Annotated in this window: 11 protein-coding genes and 3 pseudogenes; 10 read left to right on the forward strand and 4 right to left on the reverse strand. The window is 47.2% G+C overall.

Features of this window, described 5'->3' with window-relative positions; genetic code table 11:
* Positions 1-124 precede the first annotated feature (124 nt).
* Positions 125-1252: a Fic family protein gene (locus tag SporoP37_RS12200; protein WP_085431075.1), complete on the forward strand. Its 1128-nt coding sequence runs from the start codon at positions 125-127 to the stop codon at positions 1250-1252.
* A gap of 556 nt (positions 1253-1808) precedes the next feature.
* Here SporoP37_RS12200 and SporoP37_RS12210 read toward each other — a convergent pair.
* Positions 1809-2510: a Crp/Fnr family transcriptional regulator gene (locus SporoP37_RS12210; RefSeq protein WP_085431077.1), complete on the reverse strand. Its 702-nt coding sequence runs from the start codon at positions 2508-2510 to the stop codon at positions 1809-1811.
* Positions 2511-2639: 129 nt separating this feature from the next.
* Here SporoP37_RS12210 and SporoP37_RS12215 point away from each other — a divergent pair, with 129 nt between their 5' ends.
* From SporoP37_RS12215 to SporoP37_RS12235, 5 genes and pseudogenes are all read left to right on the forward strand, one after another.
* Entirely contained in the window at positions 2640-3425 is a 786-nt protein-coding gene (locus SporoP37_RS12215; RefSeq protein ID WP_085431078.1) for a class I SAM-dependent methyltransferase, read from the forward strand.
* 4 nt (positions 3426-3429) lie between these two features.
* Positions 3430-3883, forward strand: a pseudogene (locus SporoP37_RS12220) (ABC transporter ATP-binding protein); the annotation flags it as partial.
* A gap of 243 nt (positions 3884-4126) precedes the next feature.
* Complete coding sequence (locus tag SporoP37_RS12225; protein WP_158233665.1) at positions 4127-5179, forward strand: ABC transporter substrate-binding protein; 1053 nt, start codon at positions 4127-4129, stop codon at positions 5177-5179.
* Complete coding sequence (locus tag SporoP37_RS12230; RefSeq protein ID WP_158233666.1) at positions 5151-5930, forward strand: ABC transporter permease; 780 nt, start codon at positions 5151-5153, stop codon at positions 5928-5930. Before SporoP37_RS12225 ends, SporoP37_RS12230 begins: the two co-directional genes overlap by 29 nt.
* Positions 5927-6232 carry a cupin domain-containing protein gene (locus SporoP37_RS12235; protein WP_085431082.1) on the forward strand — a complete coding sequence of 102 codons (306 nt, stop codon included), beginning with the start codon at positions 5927-5929 and terminating at the stop codon, positions 6230-6232. Before SporoP37_RS12230 ends, SporoP37_RS12235 begins: the two co-directional genes overlap by 4 nt.
* A 134-nt stretch (positions 6233-6366) precedes the next feature.
* On the opposite strand, the gene SporoP37_RS12240 is transcribed toward SporoP37_RS12235, so the two are convergent.
* On the reverse strand, positions 6367-7617 hold the full coding sequence (locus SporoP37_RS12240) for a fibronectin type III domain-containing protein (RefSeq protein WP_085431083.1): 1251 nt from the start codon (positions 7615-7617) through the stop codon (positions 6367-6369).
* 117 nt (positions 7618-7734) lie between these two features.
* On the opposite strand from SporoP37_RS12240, the gene SporoP37_RS12245 reads away from it, so the two are divergent.
* Complete coding sequence (locus tag SporoP37_RS12245; protein ID WP_085431084.1) at positions 7735-9891, forward strand: hypothetical protein; 2157 nt, start codon at positions 7735-7737, stop codon at positions 9889-9891.
* Positions 9892-9906: 15 nt separating this feature from the next.
* Here SporoP37_RS12245 and SporoP37_RS12250 read toward each other — a convergent pair whose 3' ends face one another.
* Positions 9907-10971, reverse strand: a complete 1065-nt coding sequence (locus SporoP37_RS12250) for a transposase (protein WP_232329758.1) — start codon at positions 10969-10971, stop codon at positions 9907-9909.
* A gap of 106 nt (positions 10972-11077) precedes the next feature.
* Here SporoP37_RS12250 and SporoP37_RS17475 point away from each other — a divergent pair, with 106 nt between their 5' ends.
* Positions 11078-11272 (forward strand): hypothetical protein, encoded by a 195-nt coding sequence (locus SporoP37_RS17475; protein WP_232329759.1) that lies wholly within the window; start codon positions 11078-11080, stop codon positions 11270-11272.
* Positions 11273-11305: 33 nt separating this feature from the next.
* On the opposite strand, the pseudogene SporoP37_RS17695 reads toward SporoP37_RS17475, so the two are convergent.
* Positions 11306-11479, reverse strand: a pseudogene (locus tag SporoP37_RS17695) (transposase family protein); the annotation flags it as partial.
* A gap of 90 nt (positions 11480-11569) precedes the next feature.
* Between SporoP37_RS17695 and SporoP37_RS12260 the strand changes: the two are divergent.
* A pseudogene (locus SporoP37_RS12260) lies at positions 11570-12139 on the forward strand (ATP-binding protein); the annotation flags it as partial.
* A gap of 120 nt (positions 12140-12259) precedes the next feature.
* The gene (locus SporoP37_RS12265; protein ID WP_085431086.1) at positions 12260-12604 is read left to right on the forward strand and encodes a hypothetical protein; all 345 of its coding nucleotides are present in this window, start codon (positions 12260-12262) and stop codon (positions 12602-12604) included.
* Positions 12605-12873: the final 269 nt, after the last annotated feature.

Genomic DNA, 12873 nt, shown 5'->3' on the forward strand with positions numbered 1-12873 from the left:
TCCAATCGGGAATTTGATCGGATGACTCTCCTTCTTTTATTTTTTGTTATACAAAAAGTTAACGTGAAATAGTGACTTTTTTACGTTAGCGGGGGTATACTGTAACAAAGGAGAATGATTTTATATGGCTATCCAGGGACTTCAACTGCTTCCGCCGAGTGTGAAAGTGGAAGAGGCTTTATCGATTTACAAAAAACTATCTGAAGTCAGCAACAAAATCAGCAGATTGGATGAAAGATTTAACGGCTCAATGGTCGGAGATAATCTAATCAGTATCCTGGCACAGCAAGAGTCCGTTCAATCTACTCGTATTGAAGGAACTCAGGTCACGTTCACCGATATTATGGAAGAGCAGGATGATCCCCATCCAAGGTGGGAAGTCATTGAGGTACTGAACTATCAAAAGGCATTAATGGAAGGTATTGATTACATCCGCAACGGTTATCCCATTACTACCCGAATGATTCAAAAGCTTCATTCGACGTTAATGGAAGGTGGACGAGGGACAAAGGAAGCGAGCGGACAGTTTCGGAAAATCCAGAATTTCATCGGACCCACGAACCGCATTGAGGATGCTTCGTATATCCCGATTCCAGCGAATGAAATTGATCAATATATGCAGAACTGGGAAACTTATATGAACCAGCATCCATACGGGAAAGAGATGCAAACGGACCATTTACCGCCTGAAGATGAAGTGTTGAATGAGCAAAGCAATCCGCTTCTGAAGACAGCCATTGTCCATGCACAATTCGAATCGATTCATCCATTCCTAGATGGGAACGGCAGGTTAGGGAGAATCCTGATTGTTTTATATTTACTGCAATCGAAAATCATAGCAAAGCCGATTTTTTTTGTGAGTGAAGAACTCGAGAGAGAGCGTGCAAGATACTACGACATGCTTAATGGCGTACGCGGCGATAAGCCGGACTGGTTAAGCTGGTTACTATTCTTCTTGAAAGCCTGCGACCGTATGGCGGAAAAGCTTCTTTTAAAACTGGAACGGGCAGAGTCACTGGCGATATCGGGGTTGGAAAAGTGCGGCAAAGACTCGGAGAAAAAGGTGTGGATGTATACTTTCTTCAATCCGAACTGCTCAGCTGCCGGGGCGGCAAAGTTTACCCGACTGAATCCCAACACGGCCCGTTCAGCATTGAACACATTAGCAGAAAAAGGATTGCTGTACACAAATCCCAATGAGAAGCGGAATCGAAAATATAAAAACTACGATCTGCTTGAAGTGTTGAGGTAAAGATGTGTAGCTGTAGCTGTAGTTTATGAATGTGCATCTGAGGATCGTGAATACACAGTGCATATTTCTTCTTTTCCCCAATGTTCCGGTCCTTTTTACTAAACACATATATAAAAACCGGACTGCTTCCTTCTGTAGGAAGTAGTCCGGTTGATTTATCCTGCCCACTTCTTTTTGTGCCCTCCACCTAAATCACAATGTCAGCATCTCCAAAGACGGAACAACCGTGAAAGCCCCCTCAAAATAATTGCAAGGGCGAACAACACGGCAACTACCACTAAAACGATAACCACTACCGTCAGCAGCAAGTTACCAATGACAAGGAAAAGCATAGCATGCACGATGAGAAACAGGCCAAACCATGCATATACGGCTAAAATCCCGAAGAAGAATAGCCACAAAGTGTTTGATCCAATGCATTTTGACTTAAACCTCACTTCCCCGCTGTACTATATGTAACATTTAGCAAGGCGATGTAATACAATATACACGGTTTATTTTATGTCCTTTTTTTGTTTGAGAACTATTTATCTTCTAAGAGTATGCCACTTCGCGATCATTCGCCGCCAGTGAGTTTCTTCATCCTAGGCATGTCGATAATCAATCGTCCCTTCTCATCCTTCGTCAAGACTTCTTCGGCGTACAGTGCAGTCATCGTGCGGCTGACGGTTTCCCGCGTGATGCCGATCATGTTTGCCAAGTCGGTATTCTGGAATGTTTCATTCAGGCGGATCTTTTGATCGGAGACCGGGTGTCCGTGTCTGTCAGCGAGGCGGATGAGCAGGCCGGTGACTTGTTCGGCGGTTGTACCGAGCAGTTTCTCTTCCAATCGATTCTGCAGGTCTACTACTTTCTCGCCCATCACTTGCAGGAAGTACATCGTCAAAGCCGGTGTCTTCAGCAGCAGCTGTTCGATGTGTTCTGCAGATATGGCGAAAATATCGGCATCCTGGAGAGTTAGGGCGTTTGCTGGATAGGTTTTTGTATGGAAGTAATGGCCGATGTGAGGGAATATATCTTTTCCATAGTAGAGATTGACTAGCTGTTCCTTGCCTTGGCTGTTCGTCTTGAAGATTTTGATCTTGCCGTGGATGAGGAAATATAGACCATCCAGCGGTTCGTGCTGTTTGAATAGATAGGTATTCTTCTTGGCCCTGATGTAATGAAAGAACGGAAAAATCTCATCGAATTCATCCGTTGTCATTTTGGCGAAAACGGGAAACTGCAATAGCAGACCTTTTTGCTCTTCTGCATTCAATTTGTCTCAACTCCTTGAAAAAGAATGATAAACGTGATTTGCATCACAGCTACTGATAACTATTATCAATTAAAATGATAATAGTTATCAATTAGAAAAGCAACTGATTGTGGAGAAGGGGAGATCATATTGAATACAGAAGCGAAGCGATTGCCTACTCATCTGTTCCTGGCGAAGCTCGGGAAGACGAAGCTGAGACCAGGCGGGAGGGAAGGGACGGACCGAATCATCCATGCATGCGGTCTGACGAAAGATACTCGTGTCCTGGAAGTGGCGCCGAACATGGGGACGACGGCGATCCACTTGGCAAAGACATTCGGCTGCCGGATTACGGGGGTCGACATCAATCCTGAAAGTGTCCGGAAAGCACAAGAGAATATCAAAAAGGAAGGGCTGGAAGAGCTGATCTCCATCCAGCACGGCAACGCAACCGCATTGCCGTTTGAAGATGAAAGTTTCGACGTGGTCATCAATGAAGCGATGTTGACGATGCTGCCGCATGAACTGAAGCAAAAAGCGCTTGCCGAGTACCGGCGCGTCTTGAAGCCCGGCGGTCTGCTCGCGACGCACGATCTATTGATCACACGTGAACTCCCGGGACAGGAACTAGGGGAGAAATTACAGGATCTGCGACAGTTGATCCTAGTGAATGCCCAGCCGATGAAGGAAGAAGGCTGGCGGCAGTTATTTGAGGAAGCCCAGTTCACATCGGTTGATTGTGCAGTCGGGAGGTTGAACCTGCTTTCCTTGAAAGGTCTCGTGGAAGACGAGGGATGGGATGGTTTGATCGGGATGATCGAGATGGCTAGAAAGAATAAAGAAGATGAAGACTATTTCCTCTCGTTGATCCGGAACTTCGATGCGAATTCCGACTTATACGGACATATTACGGTCGTGGCAAAAAAGCAGGCGTGAGCAGATGAACACGCTAGTTGAATTCCATGGGGTATCAAAATCGTACGGCGGTCAGCCGGTGCTGGAAAACTTGTCGTTCACATTGCGGCAAGGGGAAGTGGTGGTATTCCTGGGCCCTTCCGGCTGCGGCAAGACGACGGTGCTGAATATCGCTACCGGCGTAACGAGTGCTACGGCAGGTAAAGTCGATATGAATACACGTCGGCTCGGCTATGTATTCCAAGAACCGCGGCTGCTGCCATGGAAGACGGCACTCGCCAATATCCGTTTCGGCATGGCGGAACCTTCTGACGAAATGGCGCAATCCTTCCTGAAGAAAGTCGGTCTAACGCATGCGGGCAATTCGTTTCCGAGGCAATTGTCGGGCGGCATGAAGCAGCGGGTATCGATCGCAAGGGCGCTAGCCGCGAATCCCGAACTGATTTTGATGGACGAGCCTTTTTCGGCACTCGACCCACAGATCAAAAGGGGACTGCAAAATGATGTCATCAGGATTATCGAGGACTTCCGGACTGGCGTGCTGTATGTGACGCACGATTACTGGGAGGCAGTCACGATGGCCGACCGGATCATCCTGCTGGACTGCGCTGGAAAAGGAAGCGGAGCAGAAATGCATCTGGAAGTGCCGCGTTTCAGGAGATATGATGGCTATAAACAAGAAAAAATCAATGAAATCTAGGAGAAAATCGGGGGCTGTTAAATTGTTTCAGACTAGGGGCTTTACTATATGTACGGTTTTTATACTAAGTATCGTACTGTTGCTGGCAGGGTGCAATTCATCTGCGGGTAACAAGCAAGACGGAAAGGATTCGCCGGGAGAGGAGCCCGCTAAATCTGAAAAGCTGGAAAAACTGTCGATCCAGGCACCAGCCGGCGTATCGATCGCTGCGCCGTTATACAAGATTGTCCACGACGACTTGCTGGTGGATGCGGTGGAGGAAACGGAATATCTGACTTGGAAGACGCCTGACGAAATGCGTTCACGTATCAGCAGCGGTCAGGTCGATGTATCGGCAGTCCCTACATATGTGGGGGCAAACCTCTACAATAAAGGCGTTGAAGTAGAACTGATCAACACGTTGATATGGGGAATCCTCTACGTCGTCGGACCGGAAGGCGAGCCTGTCAGCTGGGAAGAATTGAAGGGACAGACCATCCATGTACCGTTCAAAGGAGATATGCCGGATCTCGTATTCCAATATCTATTGGCTAAGAACGGTTTAGATACGGAAAAAGATATCAAGATCGAGTATGTCTCGACACCACAGGAAGTCGTACAGCTGTTAGCTGCAGGCAGGGCGCAATACGCAGTGCTGCCGGAACATACGGCATCCCTCGCTGTAGACAAAGCGAAGAAGGAAGGGGTCATGCTGCAGAAAGTGATGAGTCTACAGGATGAGTGGGCGGAAGCAACGGGAAAACCTGCGCGTATCCCGCAAGCCGGCATCATCGTCAGCAAGCAGCTGATCGAGGAGCATCCTGAAACGGTGGAGGAATTGCAGGCGAAGATCCAGGAGTCTATTAAGTTTCTGAAAGAGGAGCCAGCAGCTGCGGGTGACTTGATCGCCCAGTATCAGGATGGACTTGAGCCGCAATTTATCGAGAACTTGCTGCCGTCATTGAACATCGAATTCGTGACAGCGCAGGATGCAAAGGAAGAACTGGAGTTTTTCTTCGAGGAACTCGCATCCTTGTCGCCAGACATCATCGGAGGACAGTTGCCTGATGAAGGCTTCTACTATCAGCAAAAATAAGAGTCTTAGCATCCAAGTTGCCAGTTGTCTCGCTTTGCTGGCACTATGGTATGTGCTGTCGACGCAGTATCCAAGTATTTTGATTCCGTCGCCGTTTGAAACATTCAAAGCAATGGTACATCTCGCAGTGACCGGCGAATTGTTGGAGCAGTTCTTCCTGTCGATGACCAGGATGATCAGCGGATTTGCAATCGGCATGCTGGCGGGCGTCGGAGTCGGATTGATCGGCGGAAGATTCCAGACAGGATATGAAGCGATGAAGCCGGTTATTTCCTTTCTGCTCGGCATTCCGCCGATCATCCTAGTTGTGATCGCGATGGTGTGGTTCGGCACGAGCCCGCTCATCCCGATCTCCGTCGTTGCCATACTGGCCTTCCCGACATTCTACCTGCACACGGCGAACGGTTGCCGCAGCATCGATACACAGCTTCTAGAAATGGCGTCGATTTACCGGAAGACCCCTTTTGAGGTGCTGAAGCATATCATCCTGCCAGGGCTTGCGATTCCGCTCTTCACTGCGGTCTCGCTGGCATCCGGCGGGGCCGTCCGTGTCACGATCATGGCAGAACTGCTCGGTACAAGCAGCGGGATGGGGTCGGCTATTTCATTGGCACGCATCAATATCAATACGGACATCGTATTTGCCTGGACGCTCATCAGTGTACTGACCATTCTGCTGATCGATTATTCAGTGATTCACCCGTTGAAGAGATTTGTAATGAAATGGGACCAAAAGGAGGAAGCATCATGAAATTATTGCAGACAAAGTTCAAAGAAGAAAGTAATCCAAAACAAGTCGACAAGTTATTGGGCAGTGAATCTATGGATGTGATGAATATCCAATTGAAGGCAGGGGAAGAGATCCCGACGCATCATGCCGATTGTAATGTATTGGTCGTTGTCAGGAAGGGGACGATTTCATTCACGGTTGAAGAGGAAACCGTAGAGTTGACGAATGGCGTCGTGCTTTCCATGGAGCCTTATGAGAATCATAGCCTGCAGGCTGTCGAGGATGCGGATTTGATCGTGGTGAAGGCGAAGGTCGGGAAGTGAAATATAGGTATAACTAAGCGTGCAAAAGAAAAGGAGTCTTCCACCAGGGAAAACCAGGTGGAAGACTCCTTTTTGCTTTGGGGCAGACCCTCACAAATAGCATGTTAATCGATTCGGTTGCCATTCCACGAAGCCTAGATGGTCTGGAAAGAATTACGATAAGAACCGATAAAGCTCTTGCCGTCGCTAGACATCGTGAATCTAAACTCACCATCATTGGCCGGTTCAGTGAACCATCCCGATAATGTTCTGCCGGCGACGGTGCCGTTGAACGTGCCATAAGCGTATGATCCGGTAACGGTATTACCCGATTGGACAAATCGGATTGGTCCGTATTTTGCGGACCAAGTTCCCGTCCAATCCACTTGGGCTGTTGCTGTTGGCGTGGCAGATACGGTCGCGGAAGGAAGAGATTCGCCTCCTTTATACCGGGCCGTCACATGGAAGTAATAGTTTGTATCATTTTTCAGGCCGGTGATTTCAAGTGCTGAATCTTCCGTGACGAGTTCGATACCTTGCTCATCTTTGTATCTTTTGAAGTTTTGCTCATTTCCTTCACTTACATAGACGTAATAGCCGAGGAAGTCGGTGTGATATAGGCTATACCAATCCAGTGCCACTTTACTGTCGGAAGCGACTGCTGTCAGTTCTTTCGGAGCCTCCAAGCTTGGGTTGGTAACCGGTGCTTGCTGGACGGTGAAGCGCATCTTCACGCTTTCTTTCAGGGGTTTTCCGGTAAGCTTTTCCTTCACCGTGTTCTTGACGTAGATCGTATAAGACTTTCCATATTCATATCCTGCTGCTGGCGGTTTGATCAACAGGATCTTATCGGATTCGCCTGAAGTGATGGTAGTCGTTATTTTCTCGCCGGTTCCCGATTCGACATACACATTCTCATTATTCATAGTGGAGAAATCAAACGCCTTGGTGAAAGTTACTTTCCAGGTCTTATTCGGCACTACGTCCGTTTGGGGAGCTAACACCTTCCATTGTTCTGAGGGATCTGGTTCCGGTTCCGGTTTCGGTTCAGGTTTAGGCTCCGGCTTTGGCTCTGGTTCCGGAATGTACTCCGTTTCGATCACATAATCGAAAAATACCTTCGTCGGCTGTATATCGGTGATCCGTATCTTTGCGAACTGATTATCATGCGTCTTGATGAGATATGTTGTCAGCTTCAAAGTGAGGGAGTTCTGCCATTTCCCTGCATAGTCGGCGGCACTAATGGGTGCATCCATCTTCGCGTTAGTCCCTATATCGATGATGGCATTTGCCCCGATACTGCCGTATTGATTGATCACTAGATCGGCTTTTGACGGGTCTGCTGTAACTTTTCCATTCGTAATATTCAACCCGCCGCGGTCCAGGACATCTCCTGTCCAATTCAACGTATACAAATGAAGCGGTTCATATTTGCCTTTTGCGATTTCTGAGAAGTAAGTGGGTCCGCTGGCGCTGGCCAGCCAGTTGCGAATGCGGATCTAAATGTTACATTCAAAGAAAACTTGAATGACATTGACGGTTCAATTACAAACGACACAAATGCAAGCTTGCGTAAAAACAACGGAAGCTATGTAACTCCTTACCAGGATTCAGCTAGCCAGGCTGGTTCAAACCGTGAGGAAGCATTCCAAATCAAAACAAACTCTCAAGGTGAAGCTACATTTACTGTAACAGGTAAGAACACGAAAGCGACTCCGGTAGTATTTGTTGATGAAAACAAAAACAACCGTTTCGAGCAAACAGAACTTCATGCAACAGCTGGAGCAGTTGAATTCAAAGGCGTTCAATCTCCATACACGCTTTCATTCGACCGTTCTGAAAACTTCGTTGCTGCGCTTAGCGATGAGCACGGTACACAAAACCCAGTTAAATACACTGTGAAAGTATTGACTGAAAACGGCCAGCCATACAAAGGCGGTACAGTTAAAGTGGGCATCCAGCAAAACCACGATGCTTCTCTAACAAACAATACACCAGCTAAGATCGCTGCAACAAAAGACGGCGTTTATAATGCTGATCAGGTTGTTTCAGTAGTAACAAACGATAAAGGTGAAGCAACGTTCTACGTTAAGTCAGCTGTAGATAACTCAAAAGCGACTCCAATCGCATGGATCGATTTGAACTCTGCGGGTAACGTCGATAATGTTGGAAATGACAAATTGGAAGATGGCGAGCCATTCGCAGTTGCACCAACAGTTACATTCCTTAAGTCTGTTGTAGTAGCTCCTGAGTATGCGTTGAACAAACCATTCGCTGGTCCGTTCATCACTGGAGACACAATGACATGGACATCTTCACTATTGAACCAGAGCGGTAACGTTTCTGAGACTGCAGGTATCCGTTACGCAACATTCACAGTGAAGAATACATCTGATGTAATCCAGAAGATCAACCCAAGCTTGGTTGATGAAACTGGTCTTGCATATGATGACAAGACAATCACTTACAACGGTTCTACACAAACTGCAGAGTTTGTAAACGGCCAGGAAGTAACAATGGAGCCAGGAACTACTGTAACAATCCACGGTGTAGCACGCACTTACAATTCAACTAACGTTACTTCTGTTACGAAGGACGCGAAATTGAATGTTGGCGTACCTGCTAAATCTGGTAGCCTAGAAGTTAGCTCACAAGTATCTACAGTTAAAAACAAGGCAAACGGAGATACTTGTAACGACAATAATACGTATGACTACAAAGTTGAGGAAGCAGACTTCTTGGCTGATGTACAGAAAGTTACTGTTCCAGTCACTGGTACTGTAGTTGGTTTTGAAGTTAAAGATAACATCGACGGTGGAACAAACTACGGCCGTATCGTAATCAAAGCTGACGGAACAAATGATTATAAAGTTTACCACTATGGTAAAGCAGGCGAGACTACTAAGCTTGGTACAGATGGACAATTTGCTAATAATGGTGCGGCGTTCACTGCAGCAACATATGACCAAATTGAAAATGCATTGAGCCTAGACGATCGTCTTCAATTACAAAATGTTACTTCCGGTGTAGCAGGAACACTACTTCTTGCGAACACTGACAACAGCAACAAGAAACAAGCTGTAGGTAACGGTGCTGCACCAGAAGTTAGCGCATTTACTATCACATCTGCGAAAACTAACGGCACTGATAAAGTTGAGGAAGTTGTAGTTAAGTTCAACAAAGATGTTACACAAGCACAGTTGAACAGACTAGCAACAACTGTAGGATCTCCAATCCTTTCAGGCGTAACTGTTAATGGCTATAACCTACAATCCCCAACTTTGAATGCTGATGGTACAGTAACATTCAAGTTGTCTAACCCAACTACAAACACAGCAGCTCTTGCTAACGCAACTCTTACTGTCGATGCAGCTTCTGCAACAGTATTGGGCGGAGAAAAAGCTGTTAGTGCGACAATTACTGATGCAGTTGCGCCAGTACAAGTTGGCGATGTAATTGTTACTGATACAGATGGCGTAAATGGATTTGACACTGCAACATTTACTTTCTCTGAAACTCTAGCAGAAAATACTATTGATCCAGCAGACTTCCGTTTCTACGTGTCAGGGGCTGCAGCACCTGGTTATGTTTCTGGTAAAGCATTCGAGCTTAACGGCAACAAACTAGTTGTGGAATTTGATGGCTCTTACGCGAACTTGGGGAATAGGCATGGCCAGTAGCTTTAAATGTGATAATTATTTTTTTAGAATATCATTATGTCGATAGAGCACCCTTTTTTCCAACAACTTCAGACTTGCTCGACCATAGGTAATCCGCTTGATTGTTTTCAATCGGTTGATCTGGCCCTCTAGTAAACCGTTACTGTAGGAATGGGTAAAGGCGTTCCGGACAGCTTGCAGGTCACTCCGCAGGCGTCGCGCGTAATGAAGGAACGGTGAAGCCCGGTCAGAGAGCTGAGCGGCAAGCCATTCCAGGAAGCCGGGGTAGTCCCTTGCCGTAATGGATGCGCGCAATGCCTGGACGGATTCGTAGAATGGACCCACGCAGGGATACAGGGAGAGACCGCGATGTAGGATGATGGCATCCTCTGCATTGAGCTCCCTTTTCTGCTTCCAGATCACAGCGGCGAATCTTCTTCGCGGGATGGAGTCCGTCCGAACTGCTCCATACTTCCGCTCTTTCCGTCTTGATTCGACCAAGGCGCGGACCGCCGAATAGGTCCCTTCATATCCCTTCCCTTGTATGGTTTGGTGGATGAATCGAATCGTATGTCCTGCCTGCTCAAGCCGTGTCACTTCCTCCGAATAGCCATCGATAGGCTTGGCCCTTGGCCTTCGATCCATAGGGGGAGTTTGCAGATCCAGGTACTTCTGGATGGTCCGACGATCCAATTGGTACTCCCGGGAGAGTCGGGAGATGTTCTTGCCGTCTGCGTGCTGCTTTTGAATCTCCTGGATAAGCGACCATTTCCTCTTCTGTCTCTCGGATGCTGCCCTTTCCCGGGCGGTCAAAGGGATGGCTGTCTGCTCGGCAGCCGGTTCCATCCAAGTGATGGAAGTAGGCACAAGGGTGGCAAGATGCACGTCGACCTGTTTCTTCGCATTCCGGATGAAATGCCAACGATCATATACCTGGTGGATGGCAGGGTTTGCTTGGGTGATGGCTTGACGAAATGCGGTGTAGCCGTCTCGGCTGACAACCTGGATGAAAGGATGACGTTTCAGCCAGGCGGTGACAGTTTCGGGCAGGCGATCGGGCAGCAGGGCCAAGGGGACCCCCTTCTGATGATCGCAGATCATCGTACCGTAGGTATGGCCCTTGCGAAAAGCGAAATCATCAATCCCTAGGAAAGGGTGACACCTCAGGTGTTATATCTGTCCGGTAGATCAGTGACAACAGTGCATCATGGCTGGCAGGAATATGGATGGCATGGGCGATCTTTTCGGCAGTGAGGCAGCTAGTGGAGAACGCAATTTCCCGAAGGATGTCTTCGGCCCGTTGCGTTCGATGGCGGTTCGGCGAAAGCCCTTCAAACCTTTCCGTGAAGACCTTCACGGGACATTCCGCATATATGCAGAACCATTTTCGGGTGAGAACTAACAGTTCCACAGGCCGGCCATTAAAAGGCTCGTCCTGCAGCTTACGGGTATAGCGGCTATGGGGTCGGGTACTAGACTGGGAGCATGTGGGACAGCAGGAGGAGGATCGGGTACTTTGAACAATCAGCCGGATCTTGTCGGAAGTGGATTCGGCGTGAAGCAGTTCTAGAGAAGAATCGGGAGGTGTCCAGGTGAGAAAGTTCATCATCAAGCACTCCTTTCTTTTTATTATATCAATCTAGCATCCCCTAAGTCACCTCCCCAAGTTCGCGTAAGAACCAAAACTACTTGACGGTTACAACTGCTCACCCTGGAGAACTTTCGGTTAGAAGAACAGACCGCAGTCGGGGCCAAGCAACTGAATGTCTTAAAAGAGCTGACGTGGATAGAAGAATGTTTCACATTGATCATGATGGGGCCGACAGGTGTCGGCAAAACCCATCTATCTACAGCATTAGGTATCCATGCGATCGAGAAAGGGCACCAAGTGTCCTTCATCTCGATGGACCGACTGATTTATGTATTGAAGACCAAGGATTATACGGCCAAGTCTAAAACCCGCTACAAACGGATCGTCAAATCCGATTTGATTATCATAGATGATGTGATGTATATGGCATACGAGCCGCAGGAAGCTCATTTATTCTTCCAGTTCATTTATGAACTGTACGATCAAGCAGCCTTTATCCTGACATCCAACAAGGGGCCTGGAGAGTGGGGGAAGTTTTTAGGTGATCCGACATTGACCACAGCCATCCTGGATCGTTTACTGCATCGGAGCGAGATTTTAACGTTCAGCGAGGAGCAGGACAGTATTCGAATGAAGTACCGGCAAACGTTATTTACGACAACAGGTGTTGAATCTTAATTGTTGAAAACTGTTGCGTGATAATTGTCGAAAACTGCTTAATTCTACTTGACGGTCACAGCTGGTTTTTCGAAATCCCTTGCCACTACTAAATAGTAAGAATAATAGGAGTGAATAATCATGTGTGCAGAACAACGTCTTTCGCAAGTGCTGACGAAGAAGCTTGGTGCGTACGTATCAATTAGTCAAATTCATGGTGAGGTGCTTTGGTTTTTGAGAGATGAGGTAGACGAGCGATTAGTGCCCCTACATGTCATTGATCATTTGGCAGATCCAATTCTAGCCGACAGTGCAAGCTATACAGATGAGAAAGGCAATTTCTACTTAGTCATTATCATCGAAACGGGTCTGCCAGAACCGTACGAAGTGTGGCTGGTCAATGATGAAATCGTACCCGATTTTACCGTAGGCGTTGAAGAATGCTCACGACATTATTTCTCTGAAACTAGCGACATTAGTAAATAAGATAATGCATGGCAATGTAAAACCCTGTACTACCATGCATTCCGGTGAAAATGTGGCACTTGAAACTAGCGTCATTATTATATAACTGTCGCTAGTTGCTAGTTTCGCTAGGGGAGGTGACATAATTGGTCGACCTAAATTTTAAGGAGGTGATGAACATGTTGCAACAAGTTTTGAAAACCGGTGCCTGTGCATCACACAATTCAGACACAATTCAAATACCTAAAAACCGGTGCCTGTGCATCACACAATTCAGACACAATTCAAAT

Origin of the sequence: Sporosarcina sp. P37 (assembly GCF_002109365.1) — a bacterium.
Classification (GTDB): Bacteria; Bacillota; Bacilli; order Bacillales_A; family Planococcaceae; genus Sporosarcina.

Bases quoted from the DNA above. Each gene is read 5' to 3' on its own strand.
- SporoP37_RS12200 (WP_085431075.1), top strand. From the start codon at position 125: ATGGCTATCCAGGGACTTCAACTGCTTCCGCCGAGTGTGAAAGTGGAA.
- SporoP37_RS12230 (WP_158233666.1), top strand. From the start codon at position 5,151: ATGAAGGCTTCTACTATCAGCAAAAATAAGAGTCTTAGCATCCAAGTT.
- SporoP37_RS12235 (WP_085431082.1), top strand. From the start codon at position 5,927: ATGAAATTATTGCAGACAAAGTTCAAAGAAGAAAGTAATCCAAAACAA.
- SporoP37_RS12250 (WP_232329758.1), bottom strand. From the start codon at position 10,971: ATGATCTGCGATCATCAGAAGGGGGTCCCCTTGGCCCTGCTGCCCGAT.
- SporoP37_RS17475 (WP_232329759.1), top strand. From the start codon at position 11,078: ATGGCTGGCAGGAATATGGATGGCATGGGCGATCTTTTCGGCAGTGAG.
- SporoP37_RS12265 (WP_085431086.1), top strand. From the start codon at position 12,260: ATGTGTGCAGAACAACGTCTTTCGCAAGTGCTGACGAAGAAGCTTGGT.